This window comes from Variovorax sp. MHTC-1, from assembly GCF_003984645.1.
GTDB lineage: Bacteria > Pseudomonadota > Gammaproteobacteria > Burkholderiales > Burkholderiaceae_C > Variovorax.
Map to the genome: position 1 here is coordinate 101,758 of NZ_RWKI01000008.1, position 23,300 is coordinate 125,057.

23 protein-coding genes are annotated in these 23,300 nt (G+C 59.1%); 15 read left to right on the plus strand and 8 right to left on the minus strand.

Annotated elements, in window-relative coordinates; all coding sequences use genetic code 11:
• Positions 1-90: 90 nt before the first annotated feature.
• From EJI01_RS15625 to EJI01_RS29675, 4 genes are all read right to left on the minus strand, one after another.
• Positions 91-828: a hypothetical protein gene (locus tag EJI01_RS15625; protein WP_126838066.1), complete on the minus strand. Its 738-nt coding sequence runs from the start codon at positions 826-828 to the stop codon at positions 91-93.
• Between the two features lie 2 nt (positions 829-830).
• Positions 831-1,958: a DNA cytosine methyltransferase gene (locus tag EJI01_RS15630; protein ID WP_126838067.1), complete on the minus strand. Its 1,128-nt coding sequence runs from the start codon at positions 1,956-1,958 to the stop codon at positions 831-833.
• A gap of 149 nt (positions 1,959-2,107) precedes the next feature.
• Positions 2,108-2,521 carry a very short patch repair endonuclease gene (locus EJI01_RS15635; RefSeq protein WP_126838068.1) on the minus strand — a complete coding sequence of 138 codons (414 nt, stop codon included), beginning with the start codon at positions 2,519-2,521 and terminating at the stop codon, positions 2,108-2,110.
• A 146-nt stretch (positions 2,522-2,667) separates the two neighbouring features.
• Positions 2,668-2,868, minus strand: coding sequence for an Arm DNA-binding domain-containing protein (locus EJI01_RS29675; protein ID WP_126838069.1), 201 nt, complete (start codon positions 2,866-2,868; stop codon positions 2,668-2,670).
• Between the two features lie 232 nt (positions 2,869-3,100).
• Here EJI01_RS29675 and EJI01_RS15645 point away from each other — a divergent pair, with 232 nt between their 5' ends.
• Both EJI01_RS15645 and EJI01_RS15650 read left to right on the plus strand, forming a co-directional pair.
• Complete coding sequence (locus EJI01_RS15645; protein WP_126838070.1) at positions 3,101-3,520, plus strand: hypothetical protein; 420 nt, start codon at positions 3,101-3,103, stop codon at positions 3,518-3,520.
• Positions 3,521-3,532: 12 nt separating this feature from the next.
• A complete protein-coding gene (locus EJI01_RS15650; RefSeq protein WP_126838071.1) occupies positions 3,533-4,381 on the plus strand; it encodes a hypothetical protein in 849 nt (282 codons plus the stop codon).
• 750 nt (positions 4,382-5,131) lie between these two features.
• Here EJI01_RS15650 and EJI01_RS15655 read toward each other — a convergent pair.
• Positions 5,132-5,404, minus strand: a complete 273-nt coding sequence (locus EJI01_RS15655; RefSeq protein ID WP_126838072.1) for a helix-turn-helix domain-containing protein — start codon at positions 5,402-5,404, stop codon at positions 5,132-5,134.
• Between the two features lie 255 nt (positions 5,405-5,659).
• On the opposite strand from EJI01_RS15655, the gene EJI01_RS15660 reads away from it, so the two are divergent.
• The 3 genes from EJI01_RS15660 to EJI01_RS15670 all read left to right on the plus strand — a co-directional run bounded on the left by EJI01_RS15660 (position 5,660) and on the right by EJI01_RS15670 (position 8,377).
• The gene (locus EJI01_RS15660; RefSeq protein WP_126838073.1) at positions 5,660-6,232 is read left to right on the plus strand and encodes a helix-turn-helix domain-containing protein; all 573 of its coding nucleotides are present in this window, start codon (positions 5,660-5,662) and stop codon (positions 6,230-6,232) included.
• Between the two features lie 467 nt (positions 6,233-6,699).
• The gene (locus EJI01_RS29310) at positions 6,700-7,278 is read left to right on the plus strand and encodes a hypothetical protein (RefSeq protein WP_260602475.1); all 579 of its coding nucleotides are present in this window, start codon (positions 6,700-6,702) and stop codon (positions 7,276-7,278) included.
• Complete coding sequence (locus EJI01_RS15670; RefSeq protein ID WP_126838074.1) at positions 7,271-8,377, plus strand: relaxase/mobilization nuclease domain-containing protein; 1,107 nt, start codon at positions 7,271-7,273, stop codon at positions 8,375-8,377. The genes EJI01_RS29310 and EJI01_RS15670 overlap by 8 nt, the downstream gene beginning before the upstream one ends.
• 879 nt (positions 8,378-9,256) lie before the next feature.
• Here the strand turns inward: EJI01_RS15670 and EJI01_RS15675 are convergent.
• Positions 9,257-9,577, minus strand: a complete 321-nt coding sequence (locus tag EJI01_RS15675; RefSeq protein ID WP_260602476.1) for a helix-turn-helix transcriptional regulator — start codon at positions 9,575-9,577, stop codon at positions 9,257-9,259.
• A 467-nt stretch (positions 9,578-10,044) separates the two neighbouring features.
• A protein-coding gene (locus tag EJI01_RS15680; RefSeq protein WP_409513957.1) for an IS3 family transposase occupies positions 10,045-11,180 on the minus strand; the annotation gives its coding sequence in 2 pieces (ribosomal slippage) (positions 10,045-10,931 and positions 10,931-11,180; 1,137 coding nt in all).
• Between the two features lie 330 nt (positions 11,181-11,510).
• Between EJI01_RS15680 and EJI01_RS15685 the strand changes: the two genes are divergently transcribed.
• From EJI01_RS15685 to EJI01_RS15715, 7 genes are all read left to right on the plus strand, one after another.
• Positions 11,511-12,593: a hypothetical protein gene (locus EJI01_RS15685; protein ID WP_126838076.1), complete on the plus strand. Its 1,083-nt coding sequence runs from the start codon at positions 11,511-11,513 to the stop codon at positions 12,591-12,593.
• A 4-nt stretch (positions 12,594-12,597) separates the two neighbouring features.
• Complete coding sequence (locus tag EJI01_RS15690) at positions 12,598-13,284, plus strand: hypothetical protein (protein ID WP_221885678.1); 687 nt, start codon at positions 12,598-12,600, stop codon at positions 13,282-13,284.
• A gap of 242 nt (positions 13,285-13,526) precedes the next feature.
• Positions 13,527-13,667: a hypothetical protein gene (locus tag EJI01_RS28790; RefSeq protein ID WP_221885679.1), complete on the plus strand. Its 141-nt coding sequence runs from the start codon at positions 13,527-13,529 to the stop codon at positions 13,665-13,667.
• An 89-nt stretch (positions 13,668-13,756) separates the two neighbouring features.
• The gene (locus tag EJI01_RS15700; protein WP_260602477.1) at positions 13,757-13,984 is read left to right on the plus strand and encodes a hypothetical protein; all 228 of its coding nucleotides are present in this window, start codon (positions 13,757-13,759) and stop codon (positions 13,982-13,984) included.
• A gap of 157 nt (positions 13,985-14,141) precedes the next feature.
• Complete coding sequence (locus tag EJI01_RS15705; protein ID WP_126838078.1) at positions 14,142-15,395, plus strand: HAD-IA family hydrolase; 1,254 nt, start codon at positions 14,142-14,144, stop codon at positions 15,393-15,395.
• Positions 15,396-15,503: 108 nt separating this feature from the next.
• Positions 15,504-15,701: a hypothetical protein gene (locus tag EJI01_RS15710; protein ID WP_126838079.1), complete on the plus strand. Its 198-nt coding sequence runs from the start codon at positions 15,504-15,506 to the stop codon at positions 15,699-15,701.
• A 237-nt stretch (positions 15,702-15,938) separates the two neighbouring features.
• Positions 15,939-17,255: a DNA-processing protein DprA gene (locus EJI01_RS15715; protein WP_221885680.1), complete on the plus strand. Its 1,317-nt coding sequence runs from the start codon at positions 15,939-15,941 to the stop codon at positions 17,253-17,255.
• Positions 17,256-18,189: 934 nt separating this feature from the next.
• Here EJI01_RS15715 and EJI01_RS15720 read toward each other — a convergent pair.
• Positions 18,190-19,305 carry a beta-eliminating lyase-related protein gene (locus EJI01_RS15720; protein WP_126838081.1) on the minus strand — a complete coding sequence of 372 codons (1,116 nt, stop codon included), beginning with the start codon at positions 19,303-19,305 and terminating at the stop codon, positions 18,190-18,192.
• A gap of 867 nt (positions 19,306-20,172) precedes the next feature.
• Between EJI01_RS15720 and EJI01_RS15725 the strand changes: the two genes are divergently transcribed.
• From EJI01_RS15725 to hemW, 3 genes are all read left to right on the plus strand, one after another.
• A complete protein-coding gene (locus EJI01_RS15725; RefSeq protein WP_126838082.1) occupies positions 20,173-20,430 on the plus strand; it encodes a hypothetical protein in 258 nt (85 codons plus the stop codon).
• Positions 20,431-20,601: 171 nt separating this feature from the next.
• Positions 20,602-21,249: a SagB/ThcOx family dehydrogenase gene (locus EJI01_RS29680; protein WP_126838083.1), complete on the plus strand. Its 648-nt coding sequence runs from the start codon at positions 20,602-20,604 to the stop codon at positions 21,247-21,249.
• A 15-nt stretch (positions 21,250-21,264) separates the two neighbouring features.
• Positions 21,265-22,602: a radical SAM family heme chaperone HemW gene (gene hemW / locus EJI01_RS15735; protein WP_126838084.1), complete on the plus strand. Its 1,338-nt coding sequence runs from the start codon at positions 21,265-21,267 to the stop codon at positions 22,600-22,602.
• Positions 22,603-23,300: the final 698 nt, after the last annotated feature.

The following is a 23,300-nucleotide window of genomic DNA, read 5'->3' on the forward strand; positions in this document are numbered from 1 at the left end:
ACAGTTTCAGGCAGACATGATCACGCGCACGTGCTTCCGAGCGAAACCCGTGCGGGCACCGTGTCCACCTCCATCCTGTGCAGCACGAAGTCAAGCTCGGCTGATTGCCGGATGATTCGGATGTTGAGTTGCGAACGCTTCCGCCAGCGTTCGGATACTTGAGGCCCATGCGTTGCCAGCCACTTCGCGGTCTGTGCCAAAGAATGGTCGTAGGTGCGTCTTTGTCACGTGCGGATTGTTGAGCGTGGCGCCGCGCTCAGCGATGTATTTCGACCTCAACTGGAGTATCTCCAGCATTTTGGCTTGCGAGATTCGCGGCCTACCTGCATCGTCCTGAGCGTCCAGCGCACCTTCGTACTGCATCGAAGTCCATTGACTCTTGTGAAGTCTTTTCGCGTCCTGAATCGAGTAGGTTGTCTGCTCCCCACAAACCTCGAAGAGGTCTTCGAGTTCGAGCCTGCGCGCAGCGCGGTCGGCCAGCTTGAAGTCAGGGAGGATCTTGCTCTCAATGGAGGCGATCCAGGGCTCCATATCAATTGGCGTCAGACACAAACATCTTTGGAGTTCCGGTCGACGCGCTTCACGCGAATAGAAGCCTATGACAAACATCATTCGACGCCACCGCTTGATGTGCTCCATCCCTACATCGCGCGCAGTCGAGACGGTGTCGCCGGTCGTCGATTTGACCTCCACCTCGAAGCGGACCCTGTCAGCGCCGATTTCCACAAAGAGCTCGGCGTCGAGGCCGGCGCGCTGGTGTGCCGGGTCCCAAACAAGATTGAACATCCGCACGAGCTCGCGCTCGCGCTCGTCGTCTTGGACGGGCATTGCTATTCAGTAAGCGCCCGAGCAACCTGCAGCGCAACCGCATATGCAACGGGTGGGCACACGCTGTTGCCGATCTGGCCAAGGGCTTGATAGACTGCGCCGCTGAACTTCCAATCTTCAGGAAAGCCTTGGAGCAAGGCGCAGTCCGCGACCGACATTCTGAAATGGCCGTTCTCAGGCGGATATGCCTCAGCTAAGCCTCGACTCGGCTGAACTCCATTGGGCCAGACCTGCAACGAATGCCAGATTTTTAGAGCAGCCTTGCTGTTCAGGACGCCGGTTGTATTGCGCGGGCCGGTAAAGCCCGAGCGCAACGTCGGTGAGACCTCGTCGTATCCGATGTCGGGAAGACCCAGGCTGCGTCTAGCAGTGTTTCTAGGCAGAAGGGGGCCAAAGACGCTTCCTTCATCGCCGTGTGTTGGGATCGGTACCTCGAACCGCGCGGCGTCTCGCTTAGCCCGGAACCCGACGAAGAAAACGCGTCGGCGAGCTTGCGGAACGCCGAAGTCGTGAGCGGCAAGCTTGAATTTGAAGATCGTGTACTTGTCGGTCAATGGATCGACGATGTTTTGCTGCACGAACGATTCGAATTTCCGATCAAGCAGACCGACCACGTTTTCTGCGATGAACGCGCGCGGCCGGACTTGGAGGACACAGCGAACGTACTCCGCCCACATATTTCGAGGGTCATCAGCTCCTGCCTGCTTTCCCGCGATGGAGAAGGGCTGACACGGCGGACCACCGTGGACGATGTCGACTCCACGAAAGGGCGAGAAGGCCGCTTTCATCACGTCGCCAGCGTCGGTGCCGGAGCGCACGTCCCAATCGGGCCTGTTTGCGTTGAGCGTTTCGCCGCAGACATCCAGCAACTCATACGAAGCCGCATGGGCGAAGCCTGCGCGCTCGAAGCCGAGGTCCAGCCCACCGCCTCCTGAGAACAGTGAAAGGCAGGTTAGACCATTCTGCTCAAGTTGCGGCATCAGATCGTTTGGATCGAGGCGACCCGATAGTTGATGCGCAGGCGGACGTACCGTCTTGCCTTCCTCAAGGAGAGCCCGTTTCCGTTGCTGCGAGCGAATCGAAGTTGCTCTGTAGCGGTCCCGTTGTTCTTCGGTGAGGTCGTAAGGCATGTGTATCTTCGCCGTCTGGTTTGGTTTCGCTTGCTAGCGACATTACTGGTTGAATATACAGTAGCTCGGCGCAGGGCGCACGCCTTTTGCTGGGGACGTAACGAATTATGGGGTACCAAGAACGGATGGGGCCGTGGGCGTTGCGGATGTCACACATCGAGAAACTCGATCAGCCGGCGTTTCAACTCGGCGTTCTCGCCCGCTGCGTGCATTTCGCACTCCCAAACGACGAGCGTGTCCCAGCCGAGGTCACTCAGAGCGGCTAGATTCCGGGCATCCCGCGCTCTGTTCATCTCGATCTTCGCTGCCCAGAAGTCTGCATGGGACTTCGGCTTGAAGCCCCGTGGACAGTCGTGTCCATGCCAGAAGCAACCATGAATTTGGATCGCCTTCCTTCTTGACGGAAACACGAGATCGGGCCGGCCAGGCAGCCGAGAATCATGGAGAACATATCGGTAGCCGAGGCTGTGGAGCATGCGTCGAACGAGCATTTCCGGTGCCGTATTCTTCGACCGGATACGGCTCATGAGGGCGCTGCGCTTTTCCGGAGGAATCATGTCCATGGTGCTCACGATACGCCGCGGCTGGCTCTAGCGCTTTGCTGATGATGCTCCGACGTAGGCCGCCCAATCTCTCATCAGTTGCCGGCGCTTGTCTAGTCGGTCGCAACGCCGGTAGGCCGCCTCCACTTTGTTGCCCACCGCGTGAGCTACCGCCGATCGAGTCCGAGCCGCATCTGCTGCCGCGCCGCCCGGGCCGATTCGCGGGCCTGCGCCAGCGTCACGTCCGGGTAGCCGCCCGGCCCCATGTCTCGACGCGCGCCGCCGACTTGCGCTCGCAGGACCCAGCTACGCGAGCCGCCAGCGTTCACGTTCATGCCGAAGCCGGCGACGCCGCCCACGAAGTTCATCCCGCCCGGTGATCCGAGTGATCTCCAGCGCGCCCATTTCCTGAGCCTTACCCGTCTATTTACCCATCGATAGAGATCTACCTCGATCCAGCGAGTTTTGCTACTGCCCAATATCGGAATCTCCGTCTATGCTGGTGGCGATGCGGATTGGGCACGATGATCTTCTTGCTGGAAATGCTGCGTGCCGGGCGCGAAATAGTGAATCGCCGGGACGGCGTCAGAAATTGGAATCATGAAATTCTTCGAAGCATGGCGAGCCAAGGGCGTAACCGTTGACTACCGCAGTCGCTGGAGCCACCGATTTGAGGGCACTGACCGCTATATCTTTACCGTATGGAACGACGTATGGGGCCCCGGAGAATCGGAAACCCGCTTCAACAAGGTCCTTAGACGGAGCGACTTTTTTTGCGCTGGGGGCGATCCCTGGATCAATGAGGTGCCGGGCCAGCTCTACATCCAGCATGCCCGCGAATGCATGGCAAAGGGGATTCCTGGTGAGGTGATCACGCTCAACGGAAAGCGCCGCAGCGGCCACGAGAACAGCCAAGTCGAGTCAGTAGACATCATGGATCAGCTCTATTGGCTGCATGTCACTCGGGTTGAGGACGATGGGCTAATCGAGGGATTTTTCGCCCGTAAGGGCGGTCGATGACAGATGCTAAGCATGAAAGCGTTGTCCCCGAATGCGCTGGAGGCCATGGATCTGCCATATGTCGAGGCCTACAACCAACAGGTTGATGCTGAGGTTGCTCGCCGTATGTCAAATCCCGAGTCGGGCAAGAAGGCCGCGAAGATCAAGGAGGCTCAGGGCTGGCGACTGCGCCCGGATCTCGGCGCCTTGTGCATGGATGGCGACCCGTCGGCTCTGGTGGTCTACCTGCAGGCCAACCCAAGCTACGGCGACGACGCCACACGCGAGACGCACTACCAACCGCACCCAGACTGGTCCCTCTCCGTTGCCGGCTCGCACATTCACCCGACGACGCACGCCTACTACCGCAATACTGTCTTCCTGCACTTGCAGCAGGAAGGTGTCACGCTTCACGACATCAGCCGCAAGATGCTGAAGGTCGAACTGTGCCCCTGGGCGAGCAAGAAGTGGCCCGGCAATGGGAAGCTGGATGCGGTGCTGAGTAATTTCCCGAGCCGCGAGCCGATCGAGCGCTTCGTCGAGCATTTGGTTGATCGCGGCGCGATGTTCATCATGGCGCGCGCATGGGCCCCTTGGTTCGAGGCCGTACCCTCCCTAGCGCCGCTCGTTGGCACGCGCGTCTTCAAGAGCCGCACTCCCGCTTCCGCCCTGATCTGCAGGAGTTTCTATCCCGATGGGTTCCGATTGCGGAGATTGCGCGGGAATACTTGGAAGCCGTCGTCTCCATGCTGGACGCGGGCGCTGAGGCCGACGCAGAGGGCCGGCAGTCAGCGACCGCAATCGTCACGGAGCAAGCAGCGCGGGAGCATGTCGCCGACGCCTCTGACAGCTCGCGTTGCACGGCTACCCGGAGGCGGCTGACGACAACCTCGTTGGCTTTCGCGGGATTCTTTCCCGCATTTTGACCTGCCGGCTCGCCCGACCGGTTGGGTACCAGGTGCAGAACGTGATGGGAGTGCTCAACGCCGTCCGACAGAGCCGCGGCGCCCAGCGTTCGTTGCACACGCTGTTCCTCATCGCAGTTCGTGTCTATCGTCCGCCGCTTGAACCAACCCAGCAGTCTTGTTCGAGGCGTGGGCGGCCGAGGTGCGCAGCAGCATCCGCGCAGGCGAAGCGACCTATCTTCGCGACCCCGTGTATGACCGATTCCTGTCGGTGCTTTTCCATGAGATGGCGGAAGCCTTGACCAAGCCAGGTGGAAAGCGCCTGCCAGACGCCGATCTCTTGGAACATTCGTCAGGCGGGCCGCCCGAGACGTCCGAGGTGTCGCCTCGTAGGCGTGCTACCTTCGTCGAGCAGCAACCGCGGACAGGCGACGTGTCATGGCCGCTGCTGGACACGGCTCATGGCGATTGGTGGTTGAAGGGGAGAGACCTTGAGGCCTGGAAGAAGGCAAACCCCCCAGTGGGCAGGCGCATGGCCCCAACGTTCCCTGGGAGCAGAGGAGTGATCGAATGACCGCGCCGCGATCTTCACGGCTGAGCTGCATGCGGGCGAGGCCTTCGACTCCATCGTGGCACGGGAGACGCACGCGTCGGAGCCATTCGGTGGCATCTATAGAGAGGGATTCAAGCAGCGAAACGATTGCCCTTCAACGATCGGGGAGATGTCCTATTCGGCCGTCGACCTGGTCCGCAGCTCTTTCTTGTAGCGCTTCATCAAGGAGCCCATGAGCTCCGACGGGTCTACCTCGAGCCCATTGCACAAAAAGATGAGACTAGTCAATGAAGGGCTGGTAGTGGCCGTCTCCAATTTGGCGATGAATGTGCGATTGAGGCCCGACGCAAATCCGAGCTCCTCTTGATTGAACCCACGCACTGCCCGCCGAGCCTTCAGCTCGGCCGCAAAGGCTTTCAATAGCGCGGGATCCTGCGTCGATCGCATGCAACGAATTTCGCCGCATGGACTTCTTTATGCACCCGCTTGTATGGTACATAATGAACTGCAGATCTACGTTTCAAACCACGAGATCGATCAGTTCTCGAGCGGGTTGCCTCAGTTGCCGAGATTCAAAGCTTTTGCCGCTGCCAACGCATCCAAATGTCCCGTCGACAAGTTGCCTCGCCCCTGCCAACGGCTCGACCCATGCGGCTGCCGGTCTCGGTGACGCGTGTCCGGCCGCGGCAACCAGCACCTGTCGTGCGCAGCCTGTCCGCGTCGCGCATCGGCGCGCAGGTGAGGTCGCTTCGTATGGCGGCCGATGTGTCTGCCGGCGCGCTGGCGCAGGCCTCGGGGATTTCTTCCTCGATGCTCTCGCGTATCGAGCGCGGGCTGGTCTCGCCTTCGGTGGAGACCTTGGAGCGCCTCGCGCAGGGCCTACACGTTCCGACGTCGCGCTTCTTCAGCGATCAGGCACGCCGCACGGACTTCTGCCATGTGCCCGCAGGATGCGGTCCGGTGGTCGACCGCATCGGCGCAGTGGCGGACTATCGCTACGAGCTGCTGGGCCACCTGCTGTCGGGCAATCTATTCGTAGAGCCCTACCTGGTCACGCTGCTGCCCGGCGCCGATCCCTACGTGACCTTCCAGCATCCGGGCCTGAAGTTCCTGTACTTCCTGTCCGGGGACGTCAGCTACCGATACGGCGGCAAGGTGGTCGAAGTGAGGGCAGGGGACTCGTTACTGTTCGATGCGACGGCGCTTCATGGGATCGAGGCGATCCAGGTCCAGCCGGTCTCCTACTTGTCGGTGGTGTTCACGCTTCGTGAGTGAGAGCGGAGGGCAGGGCGGACCTTCTCGGGAGCTTGTTGAGTTCTCGCACCTTTCTGCAATGCAGGTGCCCCGAGGTATCGGGCAATGGCATTCCAAAACTTCTCAGAATCTCCTGGTCCGTGGAGCTCTCGCGCTGTGTAAGTGGGGGACATGGTCGAGGCGTTCGGTTGCAGTTGGTCGCATGCGCTTCTCGCTCGCGGCGGTGCCATCGCACTCGGGCGAGGCTGAAACTTGGTCGATTGATCGCTCGCCCACGAGCTATGCGCTGCATCGCTCTTCCTCGCTGTTCGGCATGCCGAACAGCGAGGGATGCGCGGCGAGCACATGCATGCGCGATGACAGCTCGGGCGGGGAGTCCGTGGCGCACGCAGGGGTTGAACGTGATGATTCCGACACCTTGAGGTCTTGTGCGGTGTTGAGGGCAGGATAGACTGCCGTCAGACATTGTTAACAGCGATGGCGTTGCGATGACCAAGACCTCTTCATCAAGCGTGATCGGGACCCGGGTGTCGTCCGATACGAGATCGCGGTTTGCCGCGCTGGCCGCGCGCCATCAGCTCAGCGAGTCGGGGCTGCTCTCCAAGCTGATCGACAAAGTGCTGGAGGCCAACAGCCCGGCAGAGCGCGAATCGGACGAGCAACGCGTCGCGCGCGATTCGACTGTCGAGGGTGCTGCAGATGACCGCATCACGCTGCGGCTTCGCAATGGCGATCGGACGTTGGCGGCGGAGCGAGCCTGTGCGCGTGGCATGAGAACCGGCAGCTACCTCGCCATGCTGGTTCACAACCATGTCCGCCGCTCGGCGGTGCTGCCGCCGAACGAGCTGGATCTGATCAAGGCGACCGGCGCGCAGTTGGCTGCGCTCGGACGGCAGCTTCGAATGTTCGGCATGCCGAACACCTTGGCGGAGCCGGCGGCATCGGAACTGCGCGATGCGATTGCGTTGGCCCGGCGGGAGATCGAGGCGGCACGCGAGGCCACGGCCGCCGTCGTGCGGTGGAATCTGACCAGTTGGAAGACCGGCGGCGAGGTGGGCCATGCCTAAGCAGACCGTGAGGTTGGGGCGCAGCAGCCCGGCTCAGGCCGGCGGCGCGCGCGACATGGCGCTGGATATCGTGAGCTACGGCCGACGGGGACCCAGCGGCACGTTGCGCTTCGGAGGCGACCAGATCGCGCAGATCAAGCGGACGGTGGGCCGCACGCCCGAGGTGATGGTGAAGGTCTCTGGTGGCGGGCGCGATGTCGGTGGGGTCGACGCGCACCTGCGCTACATCGGCCGGCACGGAAAGCTGCCGATGGAAACCGACGAAGGGCTGACGCTGCAGGGGCGAGGCGCCGCCAAGGAGATCGTGGCAGATTGGCAGCTGGATCTTTGCAGAAGCCAGTACAAGCCCCGGCCGGCCGGGGGCCAGAAAGACACGCGTGCGAAACTTGTCCACAACATCGTCCTGTCAATGCCGGCCGGCACGCCCCCGGAGAAGGTGCTGGCTGCGGCGCGCGTGTTCGCGCGCGAGAACTTCGCGCTGCAGCATCGCTACGCCATGGTGCTGCACACCGACCAGCCGCACCCGCACGTGCACCTGGTCGTCAAGTGCGAGCACGAGTTCGAGCCTGGCAAGCGCCTCTACATCCGCAAGGACACGCTGCGGCAATGGCGGGAACAGTTCGCGGCGTTGATGCGTGAACAAGGCGTGGCGGCCAATGCAACGCCGAGGCAGGTACGAGGCCAGATCCGCAAGCCGTATCGAGACGCGATTCATCATCGGCTCCGCGCACTGCGCACGTTCGCGCAGTGGCCGGCCGGCGCGCGGGCCACGCGTCGGCCGCCGAAGACTTCGACGTTCATGCGCGCCAAGCTGGACAGCGTGCTGCAGGTCCTCCGGTCGGGCCGGGGCGCCCTGAATGCCGGCCAGGAGGCAATGCAGGGAACACGGCGGGACGTGGAGGCGGACTGGCGCGCAACGGCGGATGCGCTCCGAAGGCAGGGCGAAGGGGAGCTGGCCGCACGGGTGGATCGCTTCGTCGCGCGCATGCCGGCCGTGCAGACCGATGCGCAGCGGATGGCTGAGCGCTGGAGGGAGCAGGCCAGAGTCCGAGCGCCAGAGCGCATGAAAACCAGATCGCCGGTCCAGCAGGCGCGGTGAGTTGCAATGCGAACACGGCCCTCTCAGGCCCTCCTGCAGCGGCAGCGCACTCATCATCGATCAGATTGGGTGGGATCAGGCGAAGGTCGGAACGCACATGCGCGATGCGGCGTGATCACTACGTTGCCACACCCGTTGTGACCTGACGCGGGCATCTTCGCTAAGGCTCCCGAAGCCCGTGGAGGACCTCCGAGTGCGACACCGCGCCATCTGCAAAGGACGGCCATCGGAAGCAGATCGAAATGCAGCTAGCCGGTGCATTTTCGACTGCCTCTCCACCATGCGCAGTCTTGCTTCAAACAACATTCAATCACAAGAGTGGAGATCGATCGTCTCATGACCATAGCGATAGCGAATGGTGCCGGACACAACGTAGATGAACCTGCTGCCTCCATGCTGTAGATATACGCATCCGAGTTACCGGAGTCTCTAGTGTTCCAGAAGCAATTAGCGCCACACTCAAATAGACCAGTGGTCCGTCGACCGACTGGTCGACTACCGGCCGAACGAATATAAGTCGTGGTGCCAGCGATCTCGAGCCTCGATGTCTGGCCTTAGATAAACTTAGATCACTTCATCCGACGATCCCCTTGCGCCTTGGGACCGATGGAAGGCACAGCGCAGTCCGACCTCGACCACGGCAGACGCCCCATGACGTGCAGAACCTTCAACCTTGAAGACCTCATCAATGCTTGCCAAAAGGCAGTGATCGACGAGGCAACTCCGCTTCAGATCACCTATTCGAACAAGCTCGCACACAACCTGCTCCTCGAGGCGCTTCAAGGGTCAATGATCAACATCTATGGGGCGTGCCTGGCAGATGGTCAGCGTGGGCTGAATGCTCGCATCTGCGCTTGGCAATCTCCTGTCCTACCCAATTCACCGTACCCTTCTTTCAACTGGTGCCGCATGTCGTGCGACGTATCCCTCGGGGTCGTCGATCCAATCTTGAAGCGCTGCACGCGGCCATCCACAGGCGCGCCCTCCTAGGTGCACAGAGGGCGGGAATTTTCCTCCAGCAATTCTTCGATACAAGGTAGCACGACTCAATGCCGTGATGCGGATCACATCCGCCATGCGAAAGAACGCAGGATCTGCCACAGGCTGTGGATCAATGAAGCGGCCGTTGGCGTGGTGTTCGAAATACATGACAACTCCTCGAAGCAACCGTGTCTTCCGCGAGCGGATGCGCGTTTCCATGGCGGAGTTCCTAGCTTCAAAGAGTCCCAAAAATACAGCATCCAAGATGCTGCAGGTTGCAACTCCGCCGTACGACACAGTCAACAATTAACATCCCGTCAGAAGGCCCTGGCTTGACTCTCTCACCCAGCGGCTGGGTGGATTCTTGCGAGCGTGCGATGAAAGGCAGCTAAATTCAACTATCAGTTATGGTAGGTTCATGCAAAGCATGTGAGAACGGGTGAGCTGGCCAGAACTGAGCATCGCTGTCTCTCCGAAGATCCGCGCCGATGGCGCCTTTGTTCGCATCGGAGGATCCCGAGCTGGGCCGGCGAAACCACCACTCAACGACCGGCGAGCCTTGAAAGACTGGCTGGAACGGCTGCGCGCATTTCATAGCGCCCCCGAAGGAACCGGCGCGAATTGATCAGACTGACCTGCCCCTTTCCGCCGTGCCATTCATAACGAGGAAGTCCGGGGGTGCAAGATTAATTGATCTCTGTGGTGGTTGAAGTGGCTTGAGCTGCATCGCCAGCGCGCTGGCGATGCAGCTCGGCGAACTTTGCCGGCGGCATGCGGCCGCAACTGCTGTGCGGCCTGACCTCGTTGTAGTCCTGCCTCCATGTTGCGATGGCCGCTCTGGCCTGCTGCAGCGTTTCGAACCACTGCTCGTTTAGGCACTCGTCCCGGAACTTGCCGTTGAAGCTCTCGATGTAGCCGTTCTGCATGGGCCGGCCCGGCTCGATCAGGATGTGCCGGATGCCATGCGTCTGCGCCCAGCTCATGAAGGCCCGGCTGGTGAACTCCGGACCATTGTCGGTACGCACCGCCAGCGGGTAGCCACGGAAGATGGCTGCCTGGTCGAGCAGCCGCGTGACGTACTGGCCCGAGATGCCCCAGTCCACCGAGATGTTCACGCATTCATGACTGAAGTCGTCGGCCACCGTCAGGCACTTGATGCGCCGGCCAGTACTCAGGCTGTCGCTGACGAAATCCATACTCCACACCTCATTGACCGAGCGTGCCAGCTGCAGCGGCACGCGCTCGGACGCAGGACGCTTGACCTTCTTGCGCTTGCGCACGGCCAGGTTGGCCTTGCTGTACAGCCGATAGATCTTCTTGTGGTTCACGCCGGGGTACTGCGGGCGCAGCAGGTCGTGGATGCGCCGATAGCCGAAGCGCCGACGCGCGTACGCGATCTCCACAATGCTGGCCTGCAGATTCTGGGTCACCTGATCGCTCTCAGGTGGGTTGCGATAGCTGTCGCGGGAGAGCCCCACAAGCCTGCACGCACGTCGCTCGGACAGATCGCATTGGTCGATCATCACGGTGATTGCTGCGCGCTTGGCCTGCGGGGCTAGCGCTTTACCCCGAAGGCGGTGTTCAGCGCGTGGATGTCCAAGTGGGCCTCGGCCAGCAGCTTCTTGAGCTTGGTGTTCTCGCTCTCGAGCTCACGCAGTCGCTTGGCATCGGGCACATCCATGCCGCCGTACTTTGCACGCCACTTGTAGAAGGTGGCGTCGCTGAAGCCGCCTTTGCGGCACAGCTCCTTGATCGGCAAACCGGCCTCCGCCTGCCGGATGAAACCGATGATCTGCTCTTCGGTGAATCTGCTCTTTCTCATGTCCGTCATTCTCCAAGTTGACGGACTCCACTGCGTTTACGCTGGTACGGCTGGGAGGGGGCAGGTCAAGACCGCAGGCGTGGAGAGTATGCAACTTCCACGGGGAGTTTTGCTGCCGCCGCTGGATTGCGCGAGCTCAGTGCCCGTTGGCGAAGCCGCGACGGAGGCGGGGCGTAGCACCAGTGAGAAGCGCTGTGATCAAATGCCGGTTCAAACTGTCCGCCGCAGTTCTGTTCGTGCCGCATGCGAAAGAAAGGCGCCGGAGATTTACCGCATGCGCGAGGGCACAGGCGAGCGCTGGCGGCCGATAAAAATTTCGAGGAGATCGACATGGCAGAGAAAAAACGTCCCGTCTTTTACGCGAACTTCATCTGCCACTTCGGCGCTCGAGAGCTCTTGCATTACTTCGAGCAAATCGTGGCTCCCGCCTTCCTCACCGACAACAGCCGGACATACAAGGACAAGGCCTACTTCTTTCACGACGTCCAGTTGATCAATCTTGGGTCGCGAGATCAGCCGGAATGGGCGATTGGCGGCAACTTCGTCAAGTCGATGATCGTGCGCAGCGAGCAACGCTACGACCAACAAACCAATACGCTGCGGCCGGCGAACGAGAGCATGGAGACAGCGCCCTCAGCCGTCTTCGTGCTGCTGCTGCGCAGCCACAAGCTAATCTACATGCTTAAGACAGGTGGCGCGCCGGCCATCGAGAGCTTTCGCTCGACGGCGTTGCACTTCATCGCCAAGGCGCGGCTCGACTTCATAAATCGGCTCTACAGGATCGCACAAGAGAATGAGGATGATCTCCCCGAGGAGGTCGTCGAAGCGGCGAAGGGCGAGGATGACGAGCCTGTCAAGGTGACTAAGAAGAGGCTGCAGGAGATCGTGGAAGCTCCCGAACTCGAAGTCGTGCCCTTGGCCAACGATGACAGCCTCCGGGAGTTCATCAAGAGGTTCAAAGTCCTGCGCTCCGCCACCGTGCAACTGCTGAAACCAAACTCGGAACTCGACAACGACGATTTTTTTGAAGCCTTTCGCGACAGGTCGGAAGATGTGAAAGCAACGCAATCGACCATCATTTATCGAAATAAGGAAGGGCTCGCGAAGGCCAAGGTGGCGACCCAACTGGAGTCGGTGGCCGGCGACGGCAACTCGCAGATCCGGCTCGAAGGGATCGACGCCAACGACCAAAAGCTGCGAGGCTCGAACGACGAGTTCAAGATCGTGTCCCTCGTGGATCCTGTGGACCGGCCTTTGCCTGCGACGATCACCCATCTGGGCCATCTCTTCAAACAGCAGGTCGCGAACGGCGCCATAAAGCTCGCGCCCCGCCAACCCAATCCAGGCCTCGACGAACGTTTGGCTGGGTCCATTGCGAGAATCAGGGCGCAGAGCAATGACGACGAAACCTGACGCCGTGGACCTGCCCCCCCGCGCGCGGGACCTAACGCGCGAAAAGACGCTTTACCAGCTTTGGCGCACGTCCTTCAAATTTCCGAAGAAGAACTTCAATCTTTGGGTTTCACTGGCCGTGTGCGCCGGCTTGATGGGCTATTGTGTCCTGGCCTGGGACAGGCCGGACGCCCTCATGGCGGCCTTCCGCAAGCTGGAGGCGACCGGATTCGGATTCGCGACCTCGATCCTAGGCTTCCTGGTTGCCGGGTTCACGATCTTCGTGACGGTCATCCGCGTCGAGATCTTCGTCAAGATGGCGCAGACCGTGAAAAAGGGAACCGGCGAGAGCACGCTGAAATACAACCTTTCGGCGTTTATCGTGACGTTCGTGCACTACATCTGCTATCTCTTCGTCTGCCTTTTGTGCGAGCTGTTCCTTCCAAGCGGCGGAGCGGCGTCGCTGGCCCTCGCGAAGGCCCATGAGTTCGAGGTCCTTCGCCCGGTGGTGGGACAAGTCCACAGGTTCGGCGCGGCGGCCTTGGTCGTGGCGTTTGGTAGTTGGACGATCTACCTCGTGCTGCTACTGAAGTCGTTCGTCTACAACGTCTACCAAGTCACCACGACCGTGGTGCGCTGGGAATGGGAGCATCCGAAACCGGCCCAGGAACCGGCGGCGCCTCCCGGCGCCAAACCCGGCGATCTGGCGTAGCCCAAACGGCGCCGCGGGCTGGACCCGCGCTCAGCGACTTCTACGCGAAGCTTGAGCCTGCAATGAAGGTTGCCAGCAGCAAGATTGACTGATCGACCTGCTAGAACACAGGCTGCCGTGGCAGCGCCTGGGCGAACTCAGTGTCATCAGCCGATCATGAGGGCGCGCTGACAGCCCAGCGCTGCCGTTGACATCGCATCTGCCGATGCGCATCGCCTGCCGACTCGTGCAACATGCCGAACATGCTCGGCGACACCGCGGCCTTCCATATCGACATGGCACAGCTGCCGCCGCAGGCGGCCGCGCTGATCACGCGGTTGCAGCAGCATGTTCAGACGCAGGCGCGCGAGATCGCTTGGACCCTGTTAAGCCCGGTGAAGTAGGACCAAATGGCCATCGGATTGGCTACACCGAGGAGGGTGACAAAGTCGAGTGGATTCCTTCGGACGAGGAGGAGGGCAAGTTTTGGCCCATGCTTCTTCGACGCAACGACACAGCCATCCTCAGGGACAAAACGATCTCCGAGACCAAGAAGGTTTCGCTCGGGCACGTTCACAACATGTCCAAGCGTACGGCGCTGTACGCCACCTCCGCGCGCGTGCGCAATAGCGGTGGCGCCATGGCCGCGCTGAACGGCGCGATCACCGGTGCATATCGATCGTCTTCTGGCTTCGACTTGGGCGTGCGCCACGCGTTCTGAACGACTTGTCTCCAAGGTAGTTGCACCGGGCGCGACCCGGTGCTTTTTTTGGGTGAACAGGAAACAGACACCGGACAGTGCAAACCCCTCCTAAAAGCGAAGGCGGACAGCGCGAACAATTTGTGACATATCATCCAATTCGGGAGGAGGCCCATAGATGTTCGAGCTTTGCTTGTTTGATTTAGACGACACGCTCGTCAAGACCTCTGACCTTGACGAGGTCCGCCGCGCCGGAAAAAACGATAATTCTGCGGAATACTTGGCACGGCTTACCGCAGCGCTTGGCAAGGTTTCGCCCCGGCTGATTTATTCCGAAAGCCTTCTGGACGAGATCAGGGCCGCCAATCCGGGAATGCGGCTCGGCGTTTTTACGCGTTCGCCTCGCAGCTACGCGAGCCTGGTGCTTAGACAGGCGTACCCCAACACCCAGTGGGACGTCCTCGTTGCTTACGAAGACGTCGAATGGACCAAACCGCGCGGACACGGAGTTCACGCTGCGATGAAGCAGTTGAAAATTGGAGACCCTGCGAGAGTCTTGCTGGTTGGTGACAACGACGCCGATGTCTGCGCGGCGTACCACGCTGGCAGCCCGATCGTGGTGGACAAGTCCGCTTGGCCCGGATCCAACACGCGTGATCACTGGGCCGCATTGGGTCATGTGCCCGACGCATTTATAACCAGGCCGCGAGACCTGTTGGACGTACTGGCTTCCCCCGAGCGCCACCTCCCGGAACTTGAGCGCCTCCTTGCCGGGGCGCCCGCCGGCCCTACTGTTCGGTTCGACGAAATCGGTCACTTCAAACCGTGGGAATTCGAAGAGCCAAGAGGGCCGGTGCGCATAGCGGTTGGCGGCCGGTCGTTCTCGAACCATGCATCGGTGAGCCGACGCCGCGCGGGGCATGCATTGAGTGCGTCGATCGAGGACAACAAGGAATCGAGCCAATTTCCTGAAGAATGGGTTGATGCTGTGCTGGCCTTCTTCCAGAAGCGCTATCCCATGCTGCTATGGGCTGGAAAGCTGGTTGTGACCGTCATCCCGCACCGCCCGGGGCGCGAGCCCAGATTGGAGAACTTCCTCGGGCAGTTGGCTGAAGCAGTGTCACGCTCCCGCCGTTTCGCGCGCAGCGTCACTGTTGAACCCAAACTCCTTGCATTCAAGGACGGTGTTCGTTCGCAGCACGGCGACAAACTGGGGCAAACCGAGCGCTTCAGGAACGTCAGGGACCACCTGCATGTGAGCCGGCCGGATCTGATAGACAACAAGGCTCACTACCTGGTCATTGATGACGTCACCACAACCGGGGCATCGCTCATTTATGCCGACGAGTATCTTCGTGCTGCCGGCGCCCGAAACGTGGCTTGCCTGTCGATCGCGAAGAACGTAGGGGAGCTTTTTTGGAGCGAGAAATGACAGAGAAGATAGCTGGAAAACCGCCCTCTCTCTGCCGAATATTCAAGCGAGGTCAGCGATCGTGCGGAATGCCCCTATAAACTATGCCCATGGACGAAGGAGATGACCATGCTGTGGATGAAGCATAAGGCGACTGCTCAGGAATTGCGGCGCGAGCTGGAGGCGCAGTACCAGTCGTGGCACGAGCAAGCTGAAAGGGCATGCAGACCGGAGTCGGCAGATGGCGCCACTGACTTCGGTTCTCTCGATGGCGTGCAGGGGCTCGCCTTGTCGGACCGCCCTGGGATGAACCAGAGCAGGGGTTAACGGATTCGGCGTGGCGGTGTGCGCAGTTAGCAGCTCGCGCCATGCGAAATGCTCCTCTTTGCGAAGAGCTTTAGACTGTGCACTCAATCCGTTCGATCAGACCGATATTGCCCAGTGCCAGTCGCCTCCGAGTCCACTCTACGCCTGCTCACGCTCTCCACTTTGCGGGGCATTGGACCGGCTGCGCTCAAGAAGATTGCATCGATTCCACAGTTCGCGAGTGCTGACCCCTTAGACTTGGCCGAGCACGTTCCTGCCTTACAAAAGGCTCTCGCGGCTGCAGAGGCATGGGAAGGCGCCCACAAGATCGCGCAGAAACAGCTGAGAGAAGCGGAAGCAGACGGAGCTCGCATCATCTCAGGGGTCGATCCGGACTATCCCCGCCTGCTTCTTGAAACTTACGACGATCCCTTCTTGCTTTTTGTGAAGGGTAAGCTCGCCCCAGATCCCGAGAAGTCGGTTGCCGTGATCGGAACGCGCGAGCCGACGACGCACGGTGAATTGATCGCCAAGCGCATCGCTGGCTTCTTCGCAGGTCATGGATGGAGCATCGTCAGCGGTCTGGCCATTGGTTGTGACGCCATCGCTCACAAGACAGCGCTAGAACAGAACGCACACACGGTCGCCGTGCTCGCACATGGTCTGCACACCATCGCGCCGACGCGACACAAGGCTTTGGCCCAGGAGATCATCGACGCCGGCGGTGCACTTATCACGGAGTACCGCTACGGCCAGGGAATCCAGAAACAGCAGTACGTCAAGCGCGATCGCATCCAGGCCGCCATGGCACAGGGGGTTGTCATGGTTCAGTCGGATCTCGTGGGTGGCAGCCTCTACGCTTCCCGCGCGTCGATCGAGTACGGACGGTGGCTGGCGGTTCCCGTCGCCACGGATCGTGACCAGGAGAACGGCGAACCGAAAGTGCAAGCCAACTTGTTGTTGGCAAGTGACCAAGACAGAGCACGTGCCGATCTGCTGAGGTGTCCGCCCAACGCGCTGCGGAAGGTCTTCATTCTTCGCAGCAAGGAAGATTACGCGCAGCTACTGACGGGTGAGCCCACGGCGACAAGCGTTTTCCCAAAGCTCGGGCCTGAAGTGGTGCACCCATCAATCGGCTATCCGGAGCCTAGCAAGCCCGATGATGGGGAGCTCGTTGTCCAAGCTCTCCTGGCGCGGTACCGATACGTCCGCTCGAAAATTGCCGAAGTACAAACGTTGCAGCAATGCCTCTCCGATCCGACGACTTCGCTGACGACTCATGATTTGGATCATGAGCTGGAGACGCTTCTTTTGCACCTTGACCGCTTTGCGGTGCTTATCGAAAACCAAGTTGCCAAGGGACCAGTGATCGAGGCTTCAGCTAGGCTTCGCAAGGAAGTCGCGACTCTGGTCGAGGCTTTGAATCCCCTGATTCACAGTCAGGTGCCGCAGCCAACGCTCTCTGCAGTCTTCGTGCTCTTTAGGACGCTGGCTGAGGCCGCATTCCACCAGCCCGCACTGGCCGACACTCACAAAGTCCCGTCGACTGACCTCACCGGCACCTCCACGCAATAGCCTTCCCCCGTCAGCGTCGGGGCGCTTCTCAAAACTGGCGTGAGGCTGCTGTGTCCACCGCGCGTTGCGCGACTTCGCCCGCAGTCGCGCGCAAGACCTCGACTGAGTAAGTGAGTAAGTCCCGACGTCCACCCATTGCTTACGGGCTCGCGCCGCAAATCGCCCCGAAGATACACGTGGCGTGTCGCGTCAGATCGCGCTGGGTGGAGCATGACGCCGGGCAAGACCGAGACAGCAATGGTGCAAATTGCCCGTGGGTTGCGGCCATCTCAGCTCAGAGAGCCAGCGAACGCAATCGAAATCAGGGGGTGCTAAGGATTCTTCGCCGATTCCACACTGCTCTTGTCGATAGCTAGTGACTTAAGTCCTCCTGGCTCGGCGATTTCGTCCTTGAGAATAAAGTCCCTGCCGTCGGACGGAGCCCAAGACGGGCTTCTACGCTCGATGGTCTTGTCGTTGTCGTCAACGTAGGTGTACACGAAACGACCAGTGCTGCTTTCGCAACTCGTTCTGACGTTGAACTCGAGTACCCATCCCCCTCCGCTCTTGCTCTGGCTCTTGTGCATTACTGAAGCGTTGCAGTCATTTGCCGCCATACCAATACTAGGTGCGGCTACAAGCACAAAGAAGACACAGTTGATAGTTAGCGATCGGATCAAGGTGGCTCCCGAGATGAAAGATCGTAGTGTCGCTTGTAGCCTGGCGGTATATCTGTGTCAACCCTTGGGCTGGAAAATAATAGCTTGCGGGTTTGCTTGAAACACCGGCCGCCTTATATCCTCGATTTTTGCTGCTCTGTTTCGAATAACAGCGCGCCCTACTGCTCGAAAAATGCCGCAGCGTAATGATGGGAGTGTTGTCCGTTGATTTGCATTGTCATGTCTGACGATTAACGCAGGTCCCGCAAGTGCACTGTCTGACCTCCAAGGAGGTGCTAAGCTTCGTCCGCGATTTGGGACAGCCTTCTGAAGGCATCTGCGATAGCCTGCGGCTCTAGGCGCAATGCATCTAAAGAAATTACTATTTCTGTGTAGCAATATTCAGGCATATCAGCTGCTGCGAACCACGTGCCCACCCATTGTTTCGCTTGCAAGGCAAGCCGTGCTCGCGCCGCCATCATGCGACCTACGCTAACGGGGAAGTACGCACGGAACATGTTTGTGTTTGGAATCTCAGGCACCACGAGGCAGAAAGTGGACGCCTTTAGCAGACGCGCAACTTCACGAGCGTGCATTACGAAATTATCAAAATTCATGAAGGTGCCTTCAAAACACCTCATCGCATCAAGAAGTACAGCTGGATGCCTATCGCCAGCAATCCCCTGTCGGTTTGCCCATACCCGTCCGGACGTGACAAACTTCCTTGACCCAGCAAGCATGCCGCCGCCCATTGCGCCGACCTCCTTGCTGAAGGAGACATATGAAGAATCGAAGCAGTTCACGACATCGGCGAAATTAGTTTGCAATTGTGGCCTACAGACCCACAGGCGAGCGCCATCGAGATGTAGCTTTATCTGCCGTGTCAGCGCTATTTGTCGGAGCGCCCGTATTTCCTCCATGGTTGGCAAAACGTTCCCACCTACATGTCTGCACGGCAACTCTACAACTAGGCATGAAATTTCGTCGGCGAGTACCTCCAGATCTGAACTGCTGAGTGGCCTATCGTAGCTGCCAACCCATACGGCCCGTAGCGCATGAAGCATTGAATAGCTCTTGTCCTCGTGAAACTCCATATGAGAAGTTGCGTGCATGCCAAATTCACGCTTGCCTGATTGAGCTGCCCAAATTCGAACCGCAATTTGACACGCGGCCGCGCCACTAATCACAAACAAGCAATCTTCCACGCCCAGCAATGCCGCTATCCGAGCTTCGAATGATTTTTGAGTTGCTCCACTTTCGAGATCTGCAAATTTGATATCGTTGGCATCGATCCATTGCTGGATTTCATGAAGTCGTGAGCCGAGGTTAAGGGTGTTAGGAATAATGCCGACACGAAAGCTGCATTGTTCGTGAAGCTGTGCATCTTCTGCAGAATATCTGAAAATGGTCATGGCGAAATTCCTCGGCACCTGGGTTTAACCGGCAATTTTAATAATTGCCTATATCGATGCTCCGAATTCCGGGTCATTTAACAGGCAATGCTCGACTTGCGTGGTGCGCGTAGCATTTCACGCCTAAAGGCGGATCTGGTCAACGCACATTCAGGCCCCCCGCGGACGCCGCTGTAATCATTGCAGCCCGTCAGCGCCGCAGGAACCTTGCTTGTCCTGTGTTCTTACATCGAGTCTCCAAGGCTTGACCGCGCTGGCGCGCAGCCACGGCCTTGCGCGGGCAGCGCTTGGCGTCGGAGCATTTGCTTTCGCGCGCAGGCGACCAGGATTGGGCTGCTGCATCTCGGCTGCATGCCTCGAGTCAGCTTCCCGCTAGTCCTTTGAGCAGATTGCGTCGTTCGGCGCTGAAGTGCTCGCCCGTGAATACGTAGGCATTGTGCGGGTGTGCCGCACGAGACACGGCGACCATGTGGGCAAGGGGTGTCAGCACCGATGCATCTCCATCGGACGCATCGATAGCCACACCATACCTCTACGCGGATTGCAGAAGCAGCTCGCGAAGCGAAGTCGCGCAGTCCGAGGCGGCACTGGGGGCGGCTCACCTTGATCGCTGTACCCCGCAATTGATCTGGATGCCGCGTTCTGCTCCGGAGGTTGCACGGGCAGTGGACGCAGGAGAAGGCGGTGGCGGTTCGTCCTTTGGTCACGAGGGGCGCTACCTTCGCTTGGATCCTGCACTCTGCCTCAATGATCCGGGTGTCATCCAGCACACTGGGTCTTCATCAATATTGATGAGGGCCACGCGCCGCGAGCTTGCACGCAGCGAATAGCAGGAGTAAATTCGCGCCCTCACTCGAGGAGGTTGCCATGCCATTCAAGGACGCACTCGCGAAGCTCGTGAATGATTCAGGTTATCGGTCTCAGGCGATTGCAGACCCGGGTCTGATCGACAAGGATTTCGATCTGTCAGTCGAGGAGTATGGAGCCTTGACTCAGGCCGCAAGACTTTCGGGTGTGGACATGAACGCGCTGGACAAGAATCTTGCAACCGCCACAGCTGCTGCCGATACGTCTTGCTGCTGCTGCTGCTGCTGCGGCGAGAGCGGCATCGCGTTGCGCGTCTAGTGCCAAGTGCCGGTTCTTAGCGGGCGGCCCTCAAGTTGGGTCGATAGTATCGACGCCCCCTCCGCGGACTTGCGACCGCTGGTTTCCTATCACCTAGCATCGCAAAACTGCCGCGTTTCGAGAACGTCGGCCCCTGCGAAGGGCGGAGCACCTTCGGATGACTTGGTGCTCATGCAGCCAATCCGCTCTCGGCAAAGCGCTGACGTCGTCGCGCTGCCTAAATGTACATCGAGCTCCTTCGGCGAGTTAGCGGCTCGCCGCCGGTCTGCTAGAAAATTTTCGGCAAACGCTCTGAGCATTGAGCTATTAAGCAACCTCCTGCAGGAGACGCTGGGGGTCACCGGTCGATTGGGAAAGAGTGAAGAGGGTGTGCCTGGTTACCCGCTCTTTCCATACCCATCTGCGGGTGCGTTGGGGGCCTTGGATGTCTACCTGATCGTGCGACACGTGGCTGCTCTGGCGCCAGGGATATATCGCTTCCTGCCAGATACGTGTTGCCTCGAGCGAGTATCGGAGTTGAATACCTCCGTTGCGGCGAAGGCGCTGCTCGACGACAGTACGGTCGACCGCTCCGCGACTACGTTGGTGTTCGTTGCCGTCCTCCGGCGATTGACGCACAAGTACGGTATTCGATCGTATCGGCTCGCACATCTCGAAGCTGGTCATGCGGCACAAAACGTAGTTCTCCATTGCACAGCGACAGGCTTGTCAAGCTTCACGTCGTGCGCTTTTCATGATCGAGACATGAGCGCGCTTCTTTGTGTGGATGGATTGACTGAGATCCCGTGCTACGTGGTCCATTTCGGAAATGCAGCATAGTTGAGAGGGGTGTTCATGAACTCTTTTGAAGTCAAGGACAATGAGTTCGTAGCCTACTACCCCGTCAATCTCGAAGAACGCGCACCAGGGTCCTGTCTCTATGAGGTCGAGGAGGCTGCCTTCTACGTCCACATACCATTCTGCGACGCGATCTGCGACTACTGTGGTTTTCCTGTCGCCAGAAAGAAGGGAGGTAGTGTCGATCGATATCTTGAAGCACTGCTTTTGGAGATATCAACATACGGCAAATCGGACAGTGCAAGGGCGAAGAAATTTATTTGCGGCCACTTCGGCGGCGGAACGCCCTCTATATTGGAGGCTGATCAACTGCGCCGCGTGCTGGGCGTTCTCCGCCACAGTCTAACAATGGCAGTTGCCGAGCTAACGTTGGAAGCAAACCCTCTTAGCTTAACCGAAGACAAGGCCCACTCGTATCGTGAGGCGGGCGTAAATCGGCTTAGTCTCGGAATTCAGTCTTTCTCGGATGAAACCCTTAAGACCATCGGCCGCCCCCATCGACGGAAGGATGTCGACGCAGCGCTCAAATTCATGCCGAAAATTGGTTTTGACTCCTTCTCGATTGACCTCATTTACGGTGTTCCTGGTCAAACAACAGAAGGGCTAAAAAACGAATTTCGCCATGCCATTGAAAGTGGTGCAACGCACATAAGTGCGTTCAGACTTGAGGTTATTCCCTTTACTCGTCTTGCGCTTCGGCGAGGTGCGGGCCTCCTTCCACCTGCTCTGTCTGACAGGACTCTCGACGAAATGGATGATGTGTGCTCCACAATGTTGGGCGCAGCAGGCTACACGCAATATGGGGCTTTTAGTTTCGCTCGGACAGGATTCGAAAGTCTTCACAATGCGATTGCCTTTTGCGCACCGCAGCGCCAATATGTAGGTTTCGGCAACGGCGCGTACTCGTTCGCCGATGGATACACCTACTGCAATGAAGCTCAAGTAGACGCCTATATTGAGCGTGTCTCAGTCTATTCGAGAGGTACTAGGTATGCGTCGAAGCTTTCAGTTCGAGAGCAAATGGAGCGCTATTGGATACTCGGCATAAAGATGCGCTCGGTGCCACGCGCACCGTTTATTGCTCAGTTTGGATTAGAGCCGGAAAAGGTTTTTTCGTCACAGCTGGGAATGCTGTGCGATGAAGGATACATGAGTCTTGACATACATGCAGATGTGTATATTGTGAACGCGAAAGGGCTTTCAAGAATCAATAACATGTGCAAACTGTTCTATGGTGAAAGAAGCCAAGGCCATAGGCAAGTTCGACAGTTTGAGCCGACGATTGATGTGCGCGACGTAATGTACTTTGTCAAGCGTTCGGGCGAGCACGTGTAATCATGGCCCATGATAAAGGTGTAGTGCTCGCCCCAGGCTGCAAGGTTGTTAGGCCGTCTGCCGACCGGATGTTGTTCGTTTTGCCGCATTACAGCCTTGAACTAAGGGGGACAGAGGTTTGCAACGCGGCGAACATCATTGTCGAAGGACTCGAGCAGCTGGGCGAAACCGCCGAGCTGGAACCGACGCCGCTTGTGCGGGCAACAGCGCGATATCTCCTAAGTTCGGGATTCCTCGTTGAGCAGAACGGCGAGACAGACCCTCTTGACGAATTTCTGGCGTTGCAGCTAGCGCCTGGGCGGCGTCTTGACAGGCCAAGGGAAAGAGATATTTGCTTACTGGTTGATCAGCGCACATTCACTAATTCGGCCACCCAAATCGGGTCAGTCGTGCATCAGACAGGAACCGAGCTGGAGTTGAATGAGTATTTAGATCTAGGAGTGAAGCCGAAACTTATCGCAATCTGGGGCCTGCCCTATCGCTCGAAACGGGCTCACTCGCTTAGCATCGCTCTGCGCAAACGAGGAATTCCTGTCTTATTCGGTTGCGCTGAAGGGCATATCGTCCGCTTGGGGCCACTTGTTTTTTACGGAGAGTCGCCGTGCCTTGAATGCGTTTCAAGACGGTACGTGTCGAACGCCGATTCCGTGGAAGAGGATGCCTGGGGTCTCAGAACTCAAGGACTAGACACACCTGAT

Bases quoted from the DNA above. Each gene is read 5' to 3' on its own strand.
- EJI01_RS15625 (WP_126838066.1), bottom strand. From the start codon at position 828: ATGCCCGTCCAAGACGACGAGCGCGAGCGCGAGCTCGTGCGGATGTTC.
- EJI01_RS15630 (WP_126838067.1), bottom strand. From the start codon at position 1,958: ATGCCTTACGACCTCACCGAAGAACAACGGGACCGCTACAGAGCAACT.
- EJI01_RS15635 (WP_126838068.1), bottom strand. From the start codon at position 2,521: ATGGACATGATTCCTCCGGAAAAGCGCAGCGCCCTCATGAGCCGTATC.
- EJI01_RS29675 (WP_126838069.1), bottom strand. From the start codon at position 2,868: ATGAACTTCGTGGGCGGCGTCGCCGGCTTCGGCATGAACGTGAACGCT.
- EJI01_RS15645 (WP_126838070.1), top strand. From the start codon at position 3,101: ATGAAATTCTTCGAAGCATGGCGAGCCAAGGGCGTAACCGTTGACTAC.
- EJI01_RS15650 (WP_126838071.1), top strand. From the start codon at position 3,533: ATGAAAGCGTTGTCCCCGAATGCGCTGGAGGCCATGGATCTGCCATAT.
- EJI01_RS15655 (WP_126838072.1), bottom strand. From the start codon at position 5,404: ATGCGATCGACGCAGGATCCCGCGCTATTGAAAGCCTTTGCGGCCGAG.
- EJI01_RS29310 (WP_260602475.1), top strand. From the start codon at position 6,700: ATGACCAAGACCTCTTCATCAAGCGTGATCGGGACCCGGGTGTCGTCC.
- EJI01_RS15670 (WP_126838074.1), top strand. From the start codon at position 7,271: ATGCCTAAGCAGACCGTGAGGTTGGGGCGCAGCAGCCCGGCTCAGGCC.
- EJI01_RS15675 (WP_260602476.1), bottom strand. From the start codon at position 9,577: ATGGAAACGCGCATCCGCTCGCGGAAGACACGGTTGCTTCGAGGAGTT.
- EJI01_RS15685 (WP_126838076.1), top strand. From the start codon at position 11,511: ATGGCAGAGAAAAAACGTCCCGTCTTTTACGCGAACTTCATCTGCCAC.
- EJI01_RS28790 (WP_221885679.1), top strand. From the start codon at position 13,527: ATGCTCGGCGACACCGCGGCCTTCCATATCGACATGGCACAGCTGCCG.
- EJI01_RS15700 (WP_260602477.1), top strand. From the start codon at position 13,757: ATGCTTCTTCGACGCAACGACACAGCCATCCTCAGGGACAAAACGATC.
- EJI01_RS15705 (WP_126838078.1), top strand. From the start codon at position 14,142: ATGTTCGAGCTTTGCTTGTTTGATTTAGACGACACGCTCGTCAAGACC.
- EJI01_RS15710 (WP_126838079.1), top strand. From the start codon at position 15,504: ATGCTGTGGATGAAGCATAAGGCGACTGCTCAGGAATTGCGGCGCGAG.
- EJI01_RS15720 (WP_126838081.1), bottom strand. From the start codon at position 19,305: ATGACCATTTTCAGATATTCTGCAGAAGATGCACAGCTTCACGAACAA.
- EJI01_RS15725 (WP_126838082.1), top strand. From the start codon at position 20,173: ATGCCATTCAAGGACGCACTCGCGAAGCTCGTGAATGATTCAGGTTAT.
- EJI01_RS29680 (WP_126838083.1), top strand. From the start codon at position 20,602: ATGCAGCCAATCCGCTCTCGGCAAAGCGCTGACGTCGTCGCGCTGCCT.
- hemW (WP_126838084.1), top strand. From the start codon at position 21,265: ATGAACTCTTTTGAAGTCAAGGACAATGAGTTCGTAGCCTACTACCCC.